16 protein-coding genes are annotated in these 18,855 nt (G+C 33.8%); 9 read left to right on the forward strand and 7 right to left on the reverse strand.

Going from position 1 to position 18,855, the window contains the following annotated elements; all coding sequences use genetic code 11:
• The first annotated feature begins 33 nt into the window (after positions 1-33).
• Entirely contained in the window at positions 34-750 is a 717-nt protein-coding gene (locus H4V97_RS10720; protein ID WP_196850274.1) for a DsbA family protein, read from the forward strand.
• An 87-nt stretch (positions 751-837) separates the two neighbouring features.
• On the opposite strand, the gene H4V97_RS10725 is transcribed toward H4V97_RS10720, so the two are convergent.
• Entirely contained in the window at positions 838-1,545 is a 708-nt protein-coding gene (locus tag H4V97_RS10725) for a hypothetical protein (RefSeq protein ID WP_196850273.1), read from the reverse strand.
• 671 nt (positions 1,546-2,216) lie between these two features.
• Here H4V97_RS10725 and H4V97_RS10730 point away from each other — a divergent pair.
• The 3 genes from H4V97_RS10730 to H4V97_RS10740 are packed head-to-tail and all read left to right on the forward strand — an operon-like array spanning position 2,217 to position 6,053.
• Complete coding sequence (locus H4V97_RS10730) at positions 2,217-2,549, forward strand: hypothetical protein (protein ID WP_196850272.1); 333 nt, start codon at positions 2,217-2,219, stop codon at positions 2,547-2,549.
• Positions 2,550-2,604: 55 nt separating this feature from the next.
• Complete coding sequence (locus H4V97_RS10735; protein WP_196850271.1) at positions 2,605-3,423, forward strand: GLPGLI family protein; 819 nt, start codon at positions 2,605-2,607, stop codon at positions 3,421-3,423.
• A complete protein-coding gene (locus H4V97_RS10740; RefSeq protein WP_196850270.1) occupies positions 3,423-6,053 on the forward strand; it encodes a carboxypeptidase-like regulatory domain-containing protein in 2,631 nt (876 codons plus the stop codon). The genes H4V97_RS10735 and H4V97_RS10740 overlap by 1 nt, the downstream gene beginning before the upstream one ends.
• 150 nt (positions 6,054-6,203) lie before the next feature.
• Here H4V97_RS10740 and H4V97_RS10745 read toward each other — a convergent pair whose 3' ends face one another.
• The 5 genes from H4V97_RS10745 to H4V97_RS10765 all read right to left on the reverse strand — a co-directional run bounded on the left by H4V97_RS10745 (position 6,204) and on the right by H4V97_RS10765 (position 13,141).
• On the reverse strand, positions 6,204-9,377 hold the full coding sequence (locus H4V97_RS10745) for an efflux RND transporter permease subunit (protein ID WP_196850269.1): 3,174 nt from the start codon (positions 9,375-9,377) through the stop codon (positions 6,204-6,206).
• Between the two features lie 78 nt (positions 9,378-9,455).
• Complete coding sequence (locus H4V97_RS10750; RefSeq protein WP_209549704.1) at positions 9,456-10,517, reverse strand: efflux RND transporter periplasmic adaptor subunit; 1,062 nt, start codon at positions 10,515-10,517, stop codon at positions 9,456-9,458.
• 4 nt (positions 10,518-10,521) lie between these two features.
• Positions 10,522-11,865: a TolC family protein gene (locus H4V97_RS10755; protein ID WP_196850267.1), complete on the reverse strand. Its 1,344-nt coding sequence runs from the start codon at positions 11,863-11,865 to the stop codon at positions 10,522-10,524.
• Entirely contained in the window at positions 11,865-12,464 is a 600-nt protein-coding gene (locus tag H4V97_RS10760) for a TetR/AcrR family transcriptional regulator (RefSeq protein WP_196850266.1), read from the reverse strand. Before H4V97_RS10760 ends, H4V97_RS10755 begins: the two co-directional genes overlap by 1 nt.
• Positions 12,465-12,619: 155 nt before the next feature.
• Positions 12,620-13,141: a YceI family protein gene (locus tag H4V97_RS10765; protein WP_209549705.1), complete on the reverse strand. Its 522-nt coding sequence runs from the start codon at positions 13,139-13,141 to the stop codon at positions 12,620-12,622.
• A gap of 276 nt (positions 13,142-13,417) precedes the next feature.
• Here H4V97_RS10765 and H4V97_RS10770 point away from each other — a divergent pair, with 276 nt between their 5' ends.
• Both H4V97_RS10770 and H4V97_RS10775 read left to right on the forward strand, forming a co-directional pair.
• A complete protein-coding gene (locus H4V97_RS10770) occupies positions 13,418-14,392 on the forward strand; it encodes a polyprenyl synthetase family protein (RefSeq protein WP_196850431.1) in 975 nt (324 codons plus the stop codon).
• Between the two features lie 161 nt (positions 14,393-14,553).
• Complete coding sequence (locus H4V97_RS10775) at positions 14,554-14,904, forward strand: hypothetical protein (RefSeq protein ID WP_196850264.1); 351 nt, start codon at positions 14,554-14,556, stop codon at positions 14,902-14,904.
• 62 nt (positions 14,905-14,966) lie between these two features.
• Here H4V97_RS10775 and H4V97_RS10780 read toward each other — a convergent pair whose 3' ends face one another.
• Positions 14,967-15,509: a hypothetical protein gene (locus H4V97_RS10780; RefSeq protein WP_196850263.1), complete on the reverse strand. Its 543-nt coding sequence runs from the start codon at positions 15,507-15,509 to the stop codon at positions 14,967-14,969.
• A 118-nt stretch (positions 15,510-15,627) separates the two neighbouring features.
• On the opposite strand from H4V97_RS10780, the gene H4V97_RS10785 reads away from it, so the two are divergent.
• Genes H4V97_RS10785 through H4V97_RS10795 form a run of 3 tightly spaced genes read left to right on the forward strand, consistent with a single transcriptional unit; the run spans position 15,628 to position 18,852 of the window.
• A complete protein-coding gene (locus tag H4V97_RS10785) occupies positions 15,628-18,402 on the forward strand; it encodes a 2-oxoglutarate dehydrogenase E1 component (RefSeq protein WP_196850262.1) in 2,775 nt (924 codons plus the stop codon).
• Positions 18,402-18,635 carry a DUF4160 domain-containing protein gene (locus H4V97_RS10790; protein ID WP_196850261.1) on the forward strand — a complete coding sequence of 78 codons (234 nt, stop codon included), beginning with the start codon at positions 18,402-18,404 and terminating at the stop codon, positions 18,633-18,635. The genes H4V97_RS10785 and H4V97_RS10790 overlap by 1 nt, the downstream gene beginning before the upstream one ends.
• Positions 18,616-18,852 carry a DUF2442 domain-containing protein gene (locus H4V97_RS10795; RefSeq protein ID WP_196850260.1) on the forward strand — a complete coding sequence of 79 codons (237 nt, stop codon included), beginning with the start codon at positions 18,616-18,618 and terminating at the stop codon, positions 18,850-18,852. Before H4V97_RS10790 ends, H4V97_RS10795 begins: the two co-directional genes overlap by 20 nt.
• Positions 18,853-18,855 lie beyond the last annotated feature (3 nt).

The following is an 18,855-nucleotide window of genomic DNA, read 5'->3' on the forward strand; positions in this document are numbered from 1 at the left end:
AATCAACTGAGAATTTCAAAATAAATACTAAAAATGGATAATAAATTAAAAGTACAAATCTGGTCGGATATTATGTGTCCGTTTTGTTATATAGGAAAAAGAAGAATTGAAGAAGCACTGAACCTTTTTGAACATAAGGAGGCTGTCGAAATTGAATGGAAAAGTTATCAACTGGATGCCAGCTTTATCGCCTCTACGGACGATAATATGGTCGAACATTTAGCAGCGAAATACAGAAAAGATAATGACTGGGCTCAAAATATGCTTGATAATATGACCCAAAACGCAAAAACTGCTGGATTGGATTTTCATTTTGAAAAATCCGTTCTTGCCAATTCTTTGAACGCACACCGATTGTTGCATTTGGCGAAAAAGCACAGTCTGGCTAATGATCTAGAAGAATTACTTTTCAAAGCTTATCTGACAGAAGGGAAAAATGTTAATGATATCAATACTTTAACGGAACTGGGGATACAAGTAGGATTAGATTCAGAAGCTATTGCGCAGGTATTAAATTCTGATAAGTATGCTGAAGAAGTAAAAGAAGACCAAGAAGAAGCAAATGCCATCGGCGTTCAAGGTGTTCCGTTTTTTGTTTTCGATAATAAATATGCAATTTCCGGAGCGCAACCGGCAACTTCCTTTTTAGAAACTTTAGAAAAAGTATGGCAAGAAGGAAAATTTGATTCGAAAGTGACTTTGCTGGATACTACATCCGGGAATAGTTGCGACATTAATGGTTGTGACTAAAATGAAATAAAAGTTGTTATTGGCATACAAAAATCCCGTTAATACGAATACCAACGGGATTTTTTCTAACCAACCATTTATAACAAACTAATTTCTTCTATCTATTCGTGTATCTAAACTTCCTACTACTTTAACCTCTTCTTTTTGGTCTTTAGCACCGTTGTTTTTATAATAGTATTGATCCTTGTCGTTTGAGTTGTGATCGCTATCATAATCACTATTGTGATTGTTTGAATTGTGGTTATGATCATCATCACAATCGTTATTGTAGTTGTTGTTTGGGCCGTTTTCATAACCTCTTCCACCTTTTACATTTCCAATCATATCAATAATTTGACCACGACGGTTGTAGATAATTTGCAATCCACCAACTTGTTCCAAGGCGTAACGGTTGTAAGTCATGTATACAGAACCAACTCGCTTAATCCTATCATCCGAATCATAGTTGATAAACACATTTCCAATTCGTCTTACTTTACCCATATTATCGTGCTCTACTTTCACACCATAATTTCGGTCTCGAAAAGAGGAAGGCGCACCATAGGTCTTGTTTACATTACTTGTTCTACTTTGTTTGTAGTACATGTTGCCGGTTGAAGGGCGCGTATTAAAATCAAATTGTCCGTCAGGAAACACGAAGAATTCGACTCCTCTTTCAGTAAACACAATTGGCTCAGCATTTCTAACATCAACAGGAGATCTTCTCTCGTGAGAAAAATTATTTTTCTCTGTTGCATTCGCTACACCACCTCCAAATAAAAGGATACTAGCTACTAAAAAGGTAATTTTTTTCATGATAAATGTATTTTGTGTTTTTTGCCTACTCTTTAGCTTTTCGGCTTACGCTTTTTTACTTATTTGATTAGGTATATTCAAGTAGTATGCCAAAGTTTTATAGTGTGGTTTTAGGTTTTTGGATTACGGAATGATTTTTTGTTTTCAAAGTGCTAAAAACCAATATTTTATTTCATTAAAAAAAGAAAAAAAATATTTTTTTGAGCAGCTAATAGTAAGATTTTTTTAAAACGATTGCTGTTTTGTTTTATGGTTTTTCTTTTGGTTTTGACCAAGAAAAAGTTCCAAGAGAAGAGAAATCACTTATTCTTTAAAAAGCTTTTTGTGTAATGTTATTTCAGGATCAGTCCCCTCCACATAAACTAAAATAGTAGGCTTTTCTATAAAAGGCAATTACATATAAAGAAGTATTAAACTTGTTAAATATTTGTTAATTTTTACATTAATCTTTTAAATCGTTTTTTTTTTTTCATATTTGTCTGACAAATAAGGCGCTATTATATTAAATTATAGTGTTTTAAAAATATTCAGTAGCTACGAATTGCGGAGGTTTGTTTGTTTCTCCAAAGAAAATAAAAATAAAATAGTGAGAGGAAAGCACGAAAAACTGCCTACGAGGACGCAAACTAACCGCTCAAGTCCTTAATGGAGCATCTATTTAACTATACATTATGAAAAAATTAATTTTTACATTAGCATTTGCTATGATCGGATCATTTGCTTTTGCAAATAATGGCACAATCAATGAAAAACTAGTTAGTAGTTTACAAAATGAAAAAAGTTTAGATTCTAAAACTTCTACAAAAATTGATTACATAACATTTACAGAAATGGTAAACAGGGGCAAATTAAAAATTGTTTCTCTAGTAAGACTTGATAAATCTTTTTTGTTTATTGACGATTGCGGAAATGAGTGGATAGTAAGTTATGACAGTACTTATTATACCCCATACACAGCGTTCCGTGCTGCGTCAGAGTTAATTTTTGAAATCTCAGGTTGTTAAGAAAAGAAGATGAAATATGGCTGTTTTTCAGCCATATTTTTTAAAAAATAAAAAAATGAAGATAAAATCACTTTTGCTAGTAATTATTTATCTGGGTATAGGAAACTTAATGTTCGCTCAAAATTTCCCAAAAGATACTTTACGCTATGAAATTACCTATGATTATTCATATCAAGTTAACAAGGAGGATACTCTCAGCAAACAAAAGGAGCAAATGGTATTGAAAGTTGCTAAAAATTTTTCTTTTTACGTTAGTTTGAATAGCATGAAATTAATGGATTTGGAGAAAAATTGGAAAGAGTCCGATGGTCTTCCTGATAGAAAATCGTTACCTAAAACAAAACTGTATTATACTATTGTAAAAGAGTATGTTAAGGACCAAATTATTTTTTGTGATAAAATAGGACAAATTACTTACAGATACAATCAAAATTTAGATAAGTTTGACTGGAAACTTACAGAAGAGCAAAAAGAAATATTGGGTTATAACTGTAAAAAAGCAACTACTGAGTTTGCCGGCAGAACCTATGTGGCATGGTATACCACAGAAATTAGTATAGCCGATGGGCCATACAAATTTCATGGTTTACCGGGTTTAATTTTGTCAATTTATGATACCAATAAACATTTTCAGTTTACTGTTTCGAGTATAAAAAATAGTTCCAGTTTTTGTAATATAGGGGAACAATTACCAAAACCTACTCAAATAACTTACGAGGAGTATAAACAACTAAGAAAGAGATATAAAGAAAAACCATCGACCTTGATTAATTCGGGTGGAATGACTTTTCCAAAGGAAATGCTTGATTTAGCCGATCAACGAGCGAAAGAAAAAATGAAGTTTGAGAACAATCCGATGGAACTGATTGATTAATGAGAAATATCATTTGGCTGCTTTTATTTCTTGGCAAAAGTATTTATGCTCAATCTATTGTCAAAGGACAAGTTGCAGATGTGCGAGGTAAAGTAATTGCTAACGCCAGTGTCTCGATTCAAAAAAAATCATCAACTTCAATTATTGCTTATTCCATAACGAATGGTAATGGGTTCTACACTATTTCGTTCAACAGTCCCGAAGCTGAACTGGATTTACAGATACGCTGTATGGGTTACGAAACTGCTTTGAATACCATTACAAATACATCGCAAACCAAGAATTTTGTTCTTGCTGAAAAGTCATTTATTCTTAAGGAAGTTACCGTAAAAGCGGCGCCCATAACTCAAAAAGGCGACACGCTGCAATACTCCGTAAATGCATTTTCGAAAGTGCAGGACAGAAGTATTGGTGATGTGTTAAAAAGAATGCCTGGAATTGAAGTGCTTCCTGATGGTAAAATTTTATATCAAGGCAAAGCCATCAACAAATATTATATCGAGGGTTTAGATTTGTTAGAAGGCAAATACAATCTAGCCAATGATAACTTGCCTTTGCAGGCCGTAAGTCAAGTGCAAATTCTAGAAAATCATCAACCAATAAAAGCATTAGATAGTTTGCAGTTTTCGGATCGAACGGCGCTTAATATCAAACTTAGGAAAGCCTATACTTTTACAGGTCAAGCACGTGTGGGTAGTGGCTTTAATCCGTTGCTTTGGGATGTCAATGTTACGCCAATGCTTTTTACAAAAAAAAGGCAGATGTTAAGCACCTATCAAACGAATAATATGGGAGATAATGTGGCTGTGCAACTCAAAAAATTAACACTTGAAGATGTACTAAACCAATTTGAAAATAATTCCGAAAAAATAGATTGGCTTGCCATTCAAGAAATAACGAATCCTAAATTTTATGAAAAAAGATGGTTGGATAATTCCATTCATTTGCTGTCTTCAAACTATTTACAGCGGTTGAAAAAAGACTATGAACTGCGAATTAATACCTCTTATTTAAATGATTATCAGCAACAAAAAGGATTTACCAATACGCAGTTTGTAACGCCAACTGGCAGGATTGATTTATTGGAAGAAAAGTACAATCAAACCTTTTTTAATTCGGTGCAAACCAATTTTACTGTACAAAAAAACGTTTCTAAAAATTACTTCAAGAATAGTATCGAATTTCAAGGTTTTTGGGATAGTCAGCGCGGAAATATAGTTTTAAACAGCCAAGGGATTCAGCAAGAATTAAGCAATGAATTCTTTCGATTGTCGAATACCTTAAAATCGGTTTTTCCTGTTGGCAAACAAATGGTTACACTAAATTCGTATGTTGGACTCAACAAAACACCACAAGTACTTCAGGTAAATCCGGGACAGTTTGAAGATTTACTCAATTCTAATATACCGTACGAAGCTGTAACGCAAAACATAGATTTACTAACTTATTACAGTAACAACTTTTTTTCGGTGGCCAAGGCGGTAAAACATTTTACATTCGAGTCAAAAGTGGGGTTGCAATTAGAAAATCAAAAGCTAGAAAGTGACATTTTCACCTCAGAGAATAGGGATTTAAGTACTGAATTTTCAAATACCTTAAATTGGATGCGTTCTAAAGGATATGTTGATTTACAAACGCAGTTTAAAAAAGACGATTGGCGTATCGAACTTTCGACCCCAATAAATTTGCATTCGTACAAAATAAAAGACAGCCCATTGCAAGAAGCTGAAAATGTCAACAAAACCACTTTCGAACCTCGTTTATTAGTAGTGTATGATTGGAGTGCGTATTGGAAAATTACTACTTCCGCAGGAATTTCGAATCAATTTGGCACCATAAATCAATTGCATTATGGTTACATTTTGCAAAATTACCGCAGTATCAAGCGAGTAAATTCTCCGCTTCCACAATCAACTGTCGCGAATTACTCCATTGGATTATCGTATAGAAATCCTGTAAAAGCGCTCTTTTTTAATGCGAGTTACGGTCGTGTACAAAGTGAGTATAATTTGCTTTATCAAAGCTCGATTATGGCAAACGGAGCAACCACACTAGAGGCAATTGAACAAACTAATACCAGAAAATCAGATAATTTCTCTACGCGTATGGGCAAATACATTTCTGAAATAAAGACTAATGTGACGCTCAATGGTAGTTTTGCTATGCAAGAGTTTCAGCAAATTATTAATTCCCAACTAACGACTATCACCAATCAAAATTGGGTTTTTGGGAATAAAATAGACACCGATATTACCGATTGGTTCAATGTAGAATACGAGAGTTCTTGGACGTTATCTCACAACCAAATTCAAAGCCAAAAACAAGCTAATATTACGCAACAAAATCATCATTTGAATCTAAATTTTAACCTGAAAAGCAAACAATATCTTGGTTTAAAATCAGAATTCATTAGTAGTAGTCTGCTCAATGTTAAAAATGAAAACGTATTTGCAGATTTGATATACAGGTACACAATTCAGAAGAAAAAGATTGATCTTGAAATGCAAGTTTCTAATATTTTTGACACCAAGAATTTTAGAACCGTAAACGCAAATGATTTTAGTTTTGTAGCAACTAACTTTGATCTAAGACCAAGACAAGTTTTGATTAAAATTAGATTTTCGCTTTAATATGAAAGGAAAAAGAAGATGCTTAACGTCGGTTTTAAAAAATTATAGTATCTTGTTTATTAGCTCTAATTCCTTTTCTGCATTACGTTAAAACAAAAAAACCTGTTCAAATTAATGAACAGGTTTTGTCTTTGATAATAAATTCAGTTTTTAAATCGTGTGTTTTGGATTAAATCCATCTTCGCTCAATTCTTTATGGTCATAATCAGCTACCATTTCAGCTTCGTAATCTGTTTTTTCTCCTTTTGTGAATTTGTAAATTAATTTCTCCATGATTTCATAAATCACAGGAACAATGATCAAGGTAAGGAATAGTGAACTGATCAATCCTCCAATGATTACCCACGCCAAACCATTTTTCCATTCGGCCCCGGCTCCTGAAGCTAACGCAATTGGGAACATACCAAATACCATCGCAATAGTTGTCATAAGAATTGGACGTAAACGAGCGTGATTCGCTTGAATCAAAGCAGTTCGTATTGTTTCCCCGGCGGCTCTTCGCTGATTGGTATAATCCACAAGCATAATCGCATTTTTACAAACCAGACCAATTAACATAATCACCCCAAGAATAGTAAATATATTCAACGTATTATTCGTCAATGCCAAGGCTAATAATGCTCCAATAAACGAAAGCGGTATAGCAAATAATACTACGAATGGGTGTACAAAACTATCGTACAACGAAACCATTACTAGGTAAACCAAGATAATAGCAGCCAATAAAGCAATTCCTAATGTTCCAAAACCTTCGGTTTCATTCTCTTTTTGTCCACCCCAGATATAGTCTACACCAACTGGTTTTTTAAGTTTTTTAATTTTTTCTTCCCATTGTGATACAATCGTTCCAGAAGAAATACCTACATTTTGGCCTTTAACCGTTACTGATGCTGTTTTGTCTCTTCGCTCTAATTGGCTTGGACCAGAACCTTCAGTTACAGTTGCAAATTGATTTAACTCGATTTGTTGACCAGAGTCGTTTATGAATATCAAGTTGCTTACATCAGCAATACTTTTTCTGTCGAAAGCATTATACTTAATATTGATGTCGTATTCGTATTCTCCAGCTCTAAAACGCCCGTCTGTGTTTCCACTAAAAGCAGTTTGCATAGTCATACCTACGGTTTGTAAACTCAAACCAAGTGCGGCCATTTTATCTCTGTCTACTTTTACGCTTACTTCAGGATTTCCGTCCTCTACCGATAGTTCAATTTCTGTTGCACCGGGAATTGTGCGCAATTCCTTTTCGGCAGCAATAGCAAATTTCATAGCACTTTCTACATCTGGACCCGTTACAATAAGTCCTAAAGTAGCATCTTCAGCTGTTCCTAAAATACCTACTGGAACCGTTTTTACTTTGGCTCCAACTAATATTTTTTGTAATTTGCGCTTTGTTTTTGCGGCATACACATTTGCAGGTTCATCGCGCTGGTCTAATTCAACCATTTTTACGTTAATCTCTGATTTATATGCAGTTGATTGTGAAGCCCCCATACCACCACTAGTTTGACCCACAATAGTAAATTGACTGTGAACAAAATCTTCTTTCTCTAAAAAGGCTTCTGCTTTTTGCGTCATGAAGTTGGTTTGTTCTAGCGAAGCATCTTTTGGCATTTCGATTTGAACTAAAAACTCACCACTATCCGATGCTGCAAAGAACTCACCCCCAATAAATCCTGCTGGTACCAATGCAATTGAACTGAAGAATAAAACTAAAACAATGGCAAGTGTTGTTTTATAATGATCCAAAGACCATGTCAGTAATCCAGAGATCCAGTTGATGAAACGGGTTAAATAACTTTCAAAACCAAGAATGATTCTTCCAAAAAGGTTTTTACCTTCAATGTGTTCTAATTTTCCGTATCTGGATGATAACCAAGGAATAATAGTAAACGAAGCAACTAATGACAATAAAGTAGATATAATTACAGTTACACAAAATTGCGTAATAATATTAGAAACCAGACCAGAACTCAATGCAATTGGTAAAAATACAACCACAATTACAAGCGTAATCGATACTACAGTTCCACCAATTTCGGCTGTACCATCATAGGCAGCTCGAACTTTGTTTTTGCCCATTTCCATGTGCCTGTAAATATTTTCAAGAACCACAATCGCATCATCCACAAGAATACCTACAACGAGTGACAATCCTAATAAACTCATTAAGTTCAAGGTATAACCCATTAAGTAAATCCCAATAAAAGTGGCAATTAACGATGCAGGAATAGAAACCATTACAATCAAGGAGTTTCGAATACTGTGCAAGAAAAATAACATCACAAAAGCCACTAAAAGAACGGCAATAAGCAAATCGTGCACTACAGCATCAGCAGCTTCAAGGGTGAAAATGGTACTGTCTTTAGCAATTTTTAGTTTTAATTCCTCCGTTTTGTACTCCGCTTCTAATTTAGCAATTGTCTTAACTAACTCTTCACTTACTGCAACCGCATTGGCATCAGATTGCTTTATAATTTGTAAAATAATGGCACTTTTCTGATTGACACGTGCTACTTTTTCAGTAAGCTTTTGAGTATCCTGAACATCAGCAATATCGCGTAAACGAATCTGAATACCGTTTCTAGAAGAAACAATTAAGTTTCTCAGTTCTTCAACATTCTTGTATTTTCCGGCTAATCGGATTAATATTTTTTGCTCACGGGTTTGAATATTTCCTGTTGGAAAATCCAAGTTTGAGGATAAAATATTTTGCTGTACTTGTGGGACCGAAAGTCCGTAGGCTTGCATTTTTACCGCATCGAGATTAACTTGTATTTCTCTTTCTTGTCCCCCCGTAATGTTTACTTGTGCTACTCCTGGCACTCGTGATAGTACTGGTGCTAATTTTTTATCAACTAAGTCGTAAAATTCAACTTCGTCCATTTTTCCATTGGCACCAATTGTCATAATTGGTAAATCGCTTAAGGAAAATTTGTTTAAGGAAGGGGCTTGCGCATCATCTGGCAAGTCGTTTATGATTGCATTTATTTTTCGCTGCGCATCGTTCATCGAAATATTAACATCAGCATTCGATGTTAATGTTATAGAAACCGAGGATAAACTTTCAAATGACTTAGAGTCGATTTTCTTGATGTTTTCTAAGGAGGAAATCGCGTCTTCAATTTTTTTAGTAACCGTGTTTTCAACTTCACTAGGCGATGCACCTGGATAAACAGTTGCAATCGAAATTACGTTTGTTTCAAATTTCGGTATCAACTCATAGCCTAATTGGCTGTAACTGAACAGTCCCCCCAATGTTAGAATCGTAAATAATACGATAACTAATGAAGGGCGTTTTATGGATATTTCTGCTAATTTCATATTTTTATCTGGCTTTAGGCTTCAAGCTTTAAGCTCTAAGCTGTTTCTTTATGACTTTAAGACTTTCGACTTTAAGACTTATTTAATAACATCCACTTTTGTACCGTCAGTCAAGTTGATTTGTCCTGTAATAATAACCGTTTCCCCTTCAGAAAGTCCACTTAAAATTTCTACTTTGTCACCAAGAATTCTACCTGCTGTTACCGTTTTCAGTTTTGCAGTTCCATTTTCAATTACAAAAATTTGGTTGCTGCTTACACTTCCTATAAATGCATTTCTAGGAACAATCATCAAAGATTGTTTTTGTTGATTGGATGCAAATTTAGCTGTCCCGTACATTCCGGCTTTTAAATCATTAGATGAATTATTTGCAATTTCTATTTCTACAGGAAAGTTCAAGCTAGTATCCGCCTTTGGAGCGATGAAAGTAATTTTACCTGAAAATATTTGGTCAGGATAGACACTGGCAGTAACTTTTGTGTTGTTTCCTATTTTCAAACGAGCAACCTGATTTTCATTAACGGTAACTTTCAATTTTAATTTTGAAACATTAACGATGTCAAACATTTGGGTTGCAGCACCCAGTACAGAACCAGGCTCAATATATTTTTTATTTACAACCCCATTAATTGTAGATTTAATGTTTGTATCGCCAATGTTAACTTTAGCTTGTTGCAATCTTGATTTTGAAGTCACTAAGCCTAATCTGGCTTGATCTACTTGTTGTTTTGTAACTCCACCTGTTTTATATGCATTTTCAAAACGGTTGTAATCCGCTACTGCATTTTGATAAGAAGCTTGAGCAGTTTGCAAATCCGATGAAATTTGTTCACTTCTTACAATTGCCAAAGTTTGTCCAATTCTAACATTGTCACCTTCTTTAACCAAAACGCGAACCACTCTCCCTGGTTTTTCTGCGGAAAAATTTAATTCCTGTAGTGGCTCAAAATTCCCATTAGCAGTAAAATCCAGAGATACTTCTTCCGTTTTAACGGTTTCGGTTTTAACTGAAACAGTAGCGTTTTTCTCTGCTACAATGGCTGTTTTTGCTTCATTCTCGTTTTTATTATTCATTAAAGTAAAAGCAATAATTGCCAGTACTCCTAATATGATTATTCCGGTTAGTATATTTTTTTTCATTTTCTTAGTTATTTATAAGTGATCTTAATTCTCCTTTTGATTTGATTAATTGAATTTCGGCTAGTTTGTAATCTAATATTGCAGACGTGTAATTGTTTTGTGCTTCTGTCAATGAGTTTTCGGCATCCAATAAATCAGTTAAAGAAGCCAATCCTTGCACGTAATTATTTCGGGTATTGTTTAAAACATCTTGAGCCAATTGAGCATTACCTTTTTGGTTTGCAATGATAGTTATGCTATTGTCAATTTGTATTTTGGCATTTTCATAAGCCAAATCAAGACCTAATTTTGTGTCGTCGATGTCTTCTTTCAAAGATCTCAAAGTTACATCTGCTTGTCTCACTTTTGCTCGTGTTGCAAATCCTGAAAAAATCGGCACTTTTAAGTTCAAACCAATCGAAGAGAAATCAGACCAATAAACGCCATCAGCTGGTTTTGCACCCCAAGGCATTTTTGGACCTTGACCTATGTAATTGTAACCAGCAGAAAGGTTAAGCGATGGGTAATAAGCCGCTTGATCTGCTTTTTTCTGATAGGTTAATAACTGTTCTTGTTTTTTCAAAAGCAAATACTCTGTTCTAGTCTCTGTATTTGGGGCTTGAGATAAGGCTTGAGGTGAAACTTCAAATTGAGATACGGGAATTATGATTTTTGTTTCAATTGGCATTCCCATGTAAAATTTCAAAGCATTTTCTTGTAACTGAACGGCATTCAAAACCTGTTGGCGTTGGGTGCTGATGTTCGATATTTTTACTAAAATTCGGTCTAAGTCTATTTTTTTAGCCAGACCATTATCAAATTGTCCTTTAATAATGTTCTTAACTTTATTGGTGTTAACATAATTACTGTCAAGAACAGTCAATTTTTGTCTTTGAACATATACTTGATAATAGTTATTCGCCACTCTTTCAATTACTTGTTCTTCCGTCAACTGTTCGTTTATTTGATAAAACTCCCTCGTTGATTTTGCCGCTTTTAAACCGGTAAAAACAGATTGATCAAAAAGTGCTTGAGTCAATGATAATCCGGCGGTTGAAGTCCATTTTTGTCCAAAAGTAGCCTGAATTGTTTTTCCTTTTTCACCACCAAAAGAACCTGCATCCAGAAAAGTCGTTTGCAAAATCGGGTTGTACGTTAATGTTCCGTTTGCCGAAATTTGAGGTAATGCTCTAGATCGTACCTCTTGTATTTGGTATTCTCCGTTTTCTACTTTCAGTTTCGCTTTTTTCGCATCTGATTTATTTTCTAAAGCATAGGTGATTGCATCTTTCAATGTCAACGGCTTTGCTTCTTGAGATTTTGCTGTAATCGCAAAAGCTAAGATGGTTATTAATATTAATCTGTTCATTATGATATATTAAGGTTTAGTAAATTTTTTTCCAATTCAATAATTCCATTTGGTGTAGCCATGGCTCTAGTGTGATATTCTAAAGCTTCAAGTTCTATTTTTTGTGATTCTTTTTCGGAACTGGTGCTTTCTTTAATGCTAAAAATAAGATGATAATAAAAATTGGTGTAGCGATCAATATGAATGCTTTCTCGGTACAGTCCTTGTTCAATTCCTTTTTCAATATTAATTCTAAAAACACTGTTGCATTCGCTTATTTCTCGTGCCATTACCTTATCATATATTTCAGGATAATGTTTTCTTAATTGATAAATAGGGGAATTATCAGAGGATTGAAACATCTCTTTGAACATTTTTCTTATCTCGAAATTTTCCTCAATGGCATTGTAATTTTTAACTATGATATTATCAATAATTTGATGAATTTCTTTGTGAATTGCTTCTGTACTTTCTTCAATAAGGATTTCTTTATTACAGAAATATTTATAAATTGTTTTTTTAGAAATGCACATTTCTCCTGCAATATCATCCATGGTAATGCTTTTAAAACCAAGTTTTAAAAACATGTCGCTTGCTTTTGATATAATTTTTTCTTTCATTTTTTTGTGCTTTTCCCAATATTCCGGGATTTGTAAGTTGCTGTTAATTATAGAAATAAGTAAAATTATGAATGCAAATATAACTTGGAAACTTTGAACACCAAAATAGTTTCCAAATTATTGACATAAATTTAACAATTCTGTAACCTTGTCTTTTAAGCGGTGAATTCTAAATTAGCAATCAGGTTGATATCTTGTCCCTTTGCTAAACCTCCGGTTTGTGTATAGGAATTGAACGGTAAGTCAAAATCTTTGCGATTTATCTTTCCAATTATTTCGAAAGCAGCTTTTTGAACGCCATTTTCTGTGTTAATCCCAATAAATGCAGCATCTAATTCAACAACTTTGGTGATGTTTCTAATAGTTAGATTCCCTTTCAAAAAATTAATGTTTCTATTTACTTTTTGAAATGAGGTCGACTTGAAACTAATAACTGGATATTCATTTGTATTGAAAAAATCATTCAATTTCAAGTAGCTGTCAATTTGATCCAGTTTTGTTGGCTTAATATTTACGTCCAAAGCAAATTCGATCGAGGCATCTTCAAGTTCATTATCCTCAATATCTACGTGACCTGTAAATTTGTTGATTGTACCGTCCATAAACGCAATTGTGGAGTGTCTGTTTTTAATTAATACATCGGATTGGCTTGAATCAATTGTCCATTTTGTTTTCATAATGGGTTAAGTATTATTTTGTAATTATTATTTCATTTCGCATTGATTCGAAATGTCATAATTATATGTTAGAGGATGTTAAAATTTTCAGTGCAAATGTAAAGCGGAAACTTTGAATACCAAAATAGTTTCCAATGTTTTTATTTTTATTTAACATTTGAGAAAGTTTAAAGTTTAAAGTTTAAAGTTTTTTGAGTTTCTTTGTGGTATATAAAGTCCGAAAAGCCAGAACTTTCATGAAAACTTTTTAAACTTTAAACTTTAAACAAAAAAATGATGCATACCATTTACCAGTATCAGGAATTCATTTCAGCTTATTTGCAATCCCAATATGAAATTAAAGAGCCAAAAAATTTGTATGAACCAATACATTATATTTTAGATCTTGGAGGAAAAAGAATCCGTCCGGTGCTTACTTTGATGACCACTGAAATTTTTGGTGCAGATTATAAAAAAGCCTTGCCGGCTGCTTTGGCCGTTGAAGTTTTTCATAATTTCTCGTTGGTTCATGATGACATTATGGATGATGCACCCCTACGAAGAGGGCAGGCGACCGTTCATGAAAAGTGGAATATAAACACTGGGATTTTATCTGGCGATGCGATGCTCATTCTGGCTTATCAGTATTTTGAACAATATCAACCAAAGATATTTCGAAAACTAGCAAAATTGTTTAGCAAAACGGCTCTTCAAGTTTGTGAAGGACAGCAATGGGACGTTGATTTTGAAACGCGTGACGATGTTACAATTGCCGATTATCTAAAAATGATTGAATATAAAACGGCAGTTTTGGTAGCGGCAGCAATGAAAATGGGTGCGATAATTGCCGAAACTTCTAAAGAAAATGCTAATTTAATTTATGATTTTGGGTTGAATTTAGGCTTGGCTTTTCAATTGCAAGATGATTATTTGGACGCCTTTGGTGATCCTGAAACTTTTGGAAAACAAGTAGGTGGAGATATTATTGAAAATAAAAAAACCTATTTGTATTTAAAAGCATTGGAATTTTCGAAAAAAGAGCAAGCCCAACAATTATTAGATTTATTCTCCAATCAACCTATCGAAAATTCAAATAAAATTAATGCAGTAAAAGAAATTTTTAATAGTTCTGGAGCCTCAAAAGCAACGCAAGATGCTATACAGGAATTCACTTTTAAAGCATTTGAAATAGTGGATAAAATGAATATTGACGAAGATAAAAAAGTAATATTGAGAGCCTTCGGGGAGAATTTAATGGGACGAAAAGTGTAGATTTTTGATTTCAAATTAGAGATTTTTTGATTGCAGAAATTTTACTTCGGATATATAATGGTTAATTTCAAAAATCAGTATAATTTAAAAAAAAATCAAACATTTAGAGCAATTTCTTAAAATCAAAAATCTAAATTCGTTAATCAAAAATCTGAAATCTAATGTTCATAGCGCCAATAAATACAGATTCACTACTATCGGAAGCCGGAAAAGAAACCTTATATCTAAAGTTAGTTGAACAACTTAATAAGGATTTTAACCTCGCCAACGAAGCGATTGATTTTCCTTTAAGCATTTCTCCCGCTGAATTGAAACTGCAATTACACGACAAAATATATCGCCTGATTGAGTATAAATTTGCCGAATATCTTAATCTGCTATATATAATTGATGTTTCTGAAGAACAAATAAAAAAGCTGGATGGTTCGGATTTAGTGGTTTTGGCTGAGCAAGTTGCTTTTTTAATTTTAAAAAGAGAATGGCAGAAAGTTTGGTTTCGCAATAAGTATTAACTGTTATAATATTAGAAGTAGCAATTGAGAATTTTTTTTCATTTCTCCAATTTCCTTGTTTTTTAAAAATAAACCCGTACAAAAGGCATGAATGCATTGCCATAAACATCATTAGTGTCTCGTAATACATTGTAGCGTGCGCCAATAGTCACATTTCCAGTTCTGTAACCTGCACCAAGAAATAAACCGGTATTCCAGTAATCTTGAGAATTGCTATTGGAGCCAATCAAATTTATATTAACTCTCAGTTCTTCCAGTTCCGCCGAAAGTTGGATTTCTTCTATTGGATTAAACAGTGCTATAACACTTCCACCATATAAGTTTGACGCGTAATAATTTTTTTGCTTTATGTAGGTATATTGTGCACCAAGGCCTAAAGCGACATACTGATTGAAATTATAAATGGCACTTGGTGCTAAAGAAATGTCGGTGTAGCCAGAACCAAAGCTCAAACCAATTCCACCACCAAATTGTACTTTTCGCCAGAAATCACTTTGCATTTTTGGAGATGCTGTTTGTTGCTGTGCAAATAATAAACTCGAAAACAATAAGGTTGTAGAAATCAAAATATATTTATAAATAGTCTGAAATTGATTCTTTTCCATGATTATGTTGTTAATTTAACAAATATTAACGTAAAAGTACGTAAAAAACTGAATTAAATATATTGGTTTATTGTACTTTTGTCCCTCGATTTGACAAAAAAAAACATTCACAAATATTATGGATAGGTTTTCATTTTTAAACGCAGCACACACCGAATTCTTCGCACAATTATACGATCAATATTTAGAAAATCCAGATAGCGTCGAGCCAAGTTGGAGAAGTTTTTTTCAAGGTTTCGACTTTGGAATGACCACCTATAATGATGAAAATCCAGTTGCTTATATAGCAAATGTTGCCGCTGGTAATGTTGAACATGCTCCTGTTTCTGATAAACTTCAAAAAGAGTTTAACGTATTGAAATTAATTGATAGCTACCGATCGCGCGGACATTTGTTTACAAAAACAAATCCCGTTAGAGAAAGAAGAACTTCATCACCAACGTTGGATATTGTAAATTTCGGACTTTCGTCAGCAGATTTAAATACTGTTTTTGACGCAGCAAAAGTAATTGGAATTCAACCATGTACGCTTAAAGAAATTATTGTTCACCTTGATAATATTTATTGTCAACATATTGGGGTGGAGTACATGTATATAAGAAAGCCGGAAGTTATTCAATGGATGCAAGATAAATTAGGGATAAATGACAACCTACCTAACTTCTCTGCTGATGAAAAGAAAATAATTCTAGGTAAATTAAATCAAGCCGTTTCTTTCGAAAATTTCTTACACACTAAATATGTAGGTCAAAAAAGATTTTCGCTTGAAGGTGGAGAATCAATAATTCCTGCACTTGATGCTTTAATTGAAAAAGCAGCTGAAAAAGGAGTGGAACAATTTGTTATGGGAATGGCTCACCGTGGTCGTTTGAATGTTTTAGCAAATATTTTCGGAAAATCTACTCAAGATATTTTTGGAGAATTTGACGGTAAAGATTACGATCAGGAATATTTTGATGGTGACGTAAAATACCACTTAGGACTTACCGCTGAAAAAGTAACCAGGTCAGGAAAAAATATAAATATTAATTTGGCTCCAAACCCTTCACACCTTGAAACAGTAGGTGCTGTAATCGAAGGAATTACAAGAGCAAAACAAGATAAATATTTCCCTAATGACTTTTCAAAAGTATTGCCAATTGCCGTTCACGGAGATGCAGCGATCGCTGGTCAGGGAATTCTTTATGAAATTGTTCAAATGGCTCAGTTGGATGGATACAAAACGGGAGGTACGATTCATATTGTAATAAATAATCAAGTAGGATTTACCACTAATTATCTTGACGCTCGTTCATCAACGTATTGTACGGATGTTGCCAAAGTAACACTTTCACCGGTATTGCACGTGAATGCAGATGATGCGGAAGCTGTGGTGCATGCGATGTCATTTGCATTAGACTTTAGAATGCAATTTGGCCGTGATGTGTTTATAGATTTATTAGGATATAGAAAATACGGGCATAATGAAGGAGATGAACCTCGTTTTACACAGCCTGTACTTTACAAACTGATAGCAAAGCATCAAAATCCTAGAGATATTTATGCTGAAAAATTGTTGTCAGAAGGAGTAATCGACGTTACTTATGTAAATGGATTAGAGAAAGAATACAAATCTAATTTAGAAGTGAACCTTGAAGAATCTCGTAAAAAAGACCTGACAATTATCACACCATTTATGAAAAATGAATGGAGAGGTTTTGAACAGGTTACAGACGTACAAATGCTTGAAAAAGTAGATACAACTTATTCAATTGAAGGACTTACACAAGTGGCCAATGCGATTTGTAACTTGCCTGCGGATAAAAAGTTTATTAGTAAAATTCAAAAACTAATCAACGATAGAAAAACAATGTTTTTCGAAACTAATAAGTTGGATTGGGCAATGGCCGAACATTTAGCTTATGGATCATTATTACAAGAAGGATATGATGTTCGTATTTCCGGACAAGACGTAGAACGTGGTACTTTCTCCCATCGTCATGCTGTAGTTAAGGTAGAAGACTCCGAAGAGGAAGTAGTCTTGATAAACAATTTAGAAGGTAAAGTAGGAAAATTTAATATTTTCAACTCCCTTTTATCAGAATATGGTGTTTTAGGTTTTGATTATGGATATGCCTTGACAAATCCAAATGCATTGACAATTTGGGAAGCACAGTTTGGGGATTTCAGTAATGGAGCCCAAATTATGATTGACCAATATATTTCTTGTGGGGAAGATAAATGGAACAATCAAAACGGAATTGTTTTATTATTGCCTCACGGATATGAAGGACAGGGAGCGGAACATTCCTCTGCCAGAATGGAACGTTATTTACAACTTTGCGCCAGACAAAATATGTTTGTCGCCGATTGTACAACGCCAGCGAATTTTTACCATTTGCTTAGAAGACAAATGAAAACGACTTTCCGTAAACCACTTATTGTGTTTACTCCAAAGAGTTTGTTGCGTGATCCAAGAGTAGTTTCTACTGTTGAAGAATTTGCAAATGGAACTTTCCAAGAAACATTCGATGATGAAACGGTGAATAAAGCGGATGTAAAAACATTGGTTTTTTGTACCGGTAAATTCTATTATGATATTACTGCCGAAAGAGAAATCAATGGTCGTAAAGATGTTGCTGTGGTGAGAATTGAACAATTGTTCCCTCTACCAGTAGAACAATTAAGCGCCATTATTGCGAAATATCCAAATGCCGATGATTACGTTTGGGCACAGGAAGAACCAAAAAACATGGGAGCCTACAGTTTTATGTTGATGAACTTCAATTTAGTAAAATGGAGATTGGCTTCGCTAAAAGCATATGCTGCTCCAGCTGCAGGAAGTTATACAAGAGCAAAACGTCGTCAGGCGGATGCAATACGAATGGTTTTTGATAAAAATTTATTTAGGTAGTGCCAACTGTATTAATAACTGATGGGTTCCGTTTTTTCTTTTACAGTAATGAACATTTGCCAAAGCATATTCATGTTGAAAACGCCGAAAAAATAGCAAAATTTAATTTAGAAAATATAGAATTAGTAAAATCATCAGGATTTAATTCCACTCAATTAAAAACAATACGTAATTTAGTAGAACGAAATCAAGAACTTTTAATATATAAATGGGATGAGTTTTTCAGTAATTAGCAAATCAAAAAATGCAATAGACATTGTTTTTTCAGAATCTAAAATGATTGTTTTTTTAGAAGATGGACGTGAATTAGCTGTGCCGTTAGAATGGTTTCCAAGATTAAGAAAAGCAACCGAAGAGCAACTAAAAAAATGGAGATTCATCGGCAAAGGAGAAGGCGTTCATTGGGAAGAGATTGATGAAGATATTTCAATTGAAAATTTATTAGAATAAAAT

Source organism: Flavobacterium sp. CG_23.5, from assembly GCF_017875765.1.
GTDB lineage: Bacteria > Bacteroidota > Bacteroidia > Flavobacteriales > Flavobacteriaceae > Flavobacterium.

Excerpts from the sequence above, each read along its gene's own strand:
- H4V97_RS10795 (WP_196850260.1), top strand. The coding sequence starts at position 18,616 with ATGAGTTTTTCAGTAATTAGCAAATCAAAAAATGCAATAGACATTGTT.
- H4V97_RS10745 (WP_196850269.1), bottom strand. The coding sequence starts at position 9,377 with ATGAAATTAGCAGAAATATCCATAAAACGCCCTTCATTAGTTATCGTA.
- H4V97_RS10750 (WP_209549704.1), bottom strand. The coding sequence starts at position 10,517 with ATGAAAAAAAATATACTAACCGGAATAATCATATTAGGAGTACTGGCA.
- H4V97_RS10740 (WP_196850270.1), top strand. The coding sequence starts at position 3,423 with ATGAGAAATATCATTTGGCTGCTTTTATTTCTTGGCAAAAGTATTTAT.
- H4V97_RS10775 (WP_196850264.1), top strand. The coding sequence starts at position 14,554 with ATGTTCATAGCGCCAATAAATACAGATTCACTACTATCGGAAGCCGGA.
- H4V97_RS10755 (WP_196850267.1), bottom strand. The coding sequence starts at position 11,865 with ATGAACAGATTAATATTAATAACCATCTTAGCTTTTGCGATTACAGCA.
- H4V97_RS10760 (WP_196850266.1), bottom strand. The coding sequence starts at position 12,464 with ATGAAAGAAAAAATTATATCAAAAGCAAGCGACATGTTTTTAAAACTT.
- H4V97_RS10770 (WP_196850431.1), top strand. The coding sequence starts at position 13,418 with ATGCATACCATTTACCAGTATCAGGAATTCATTTCAGCTTATTTGCAA.
- H4V97_RS10780 (WP_196850263.1), bottom strand. The coding sequence starts at position 15,509 with ATGGAAAAGAATCAATTTCAGACTATTTATAAATATATTTTGATTTCT.
- H4V97_RS10785 (WP_196850262.1), top strand. The coding sequence starts at position 15,628 with ATGGATAGGTTTTCATTTTTAAACGCAGCACACACCGAATTCTTCGCA.
- H4V97_RS10725 (WP_196850273.1), bottom strand. The coding sequence starts at position 1,545 with ATGAAAAAAATTACCTTTTTAGTAGCTAGTATCCTTTTATTTGGAGGT.
- H4V97_RS10720 (WP_196850274.1), top strand. The coding sequence starts at position 34 with ATGGATAATAAATTAAAAGTACAAATCTGGTCGGATATTATGTGTCCG.
- H4V97_RS10735 (WP_196850271.1), top strand. The coding sequence starts at position 2,605 with ATGAAGATAAAATCACTTTTGCTAGTAATTATTTATCTGGGTATAGGA.
- H4V97_RS10765 (WP_209549705.1), bottom strand. The coding sequence starts at position 13,141 with ATGAAAACAAAATGGACAATTGATTCAAGCCAATCCGATGTATTAATT.
- H4V97_RS10730 (WP_196850272.1), top strand. The coding sequence starts at position 2,217 with ATGAAAAAATTAATTTTTACATTAGCATTTGCTATGATCGGATCATTT.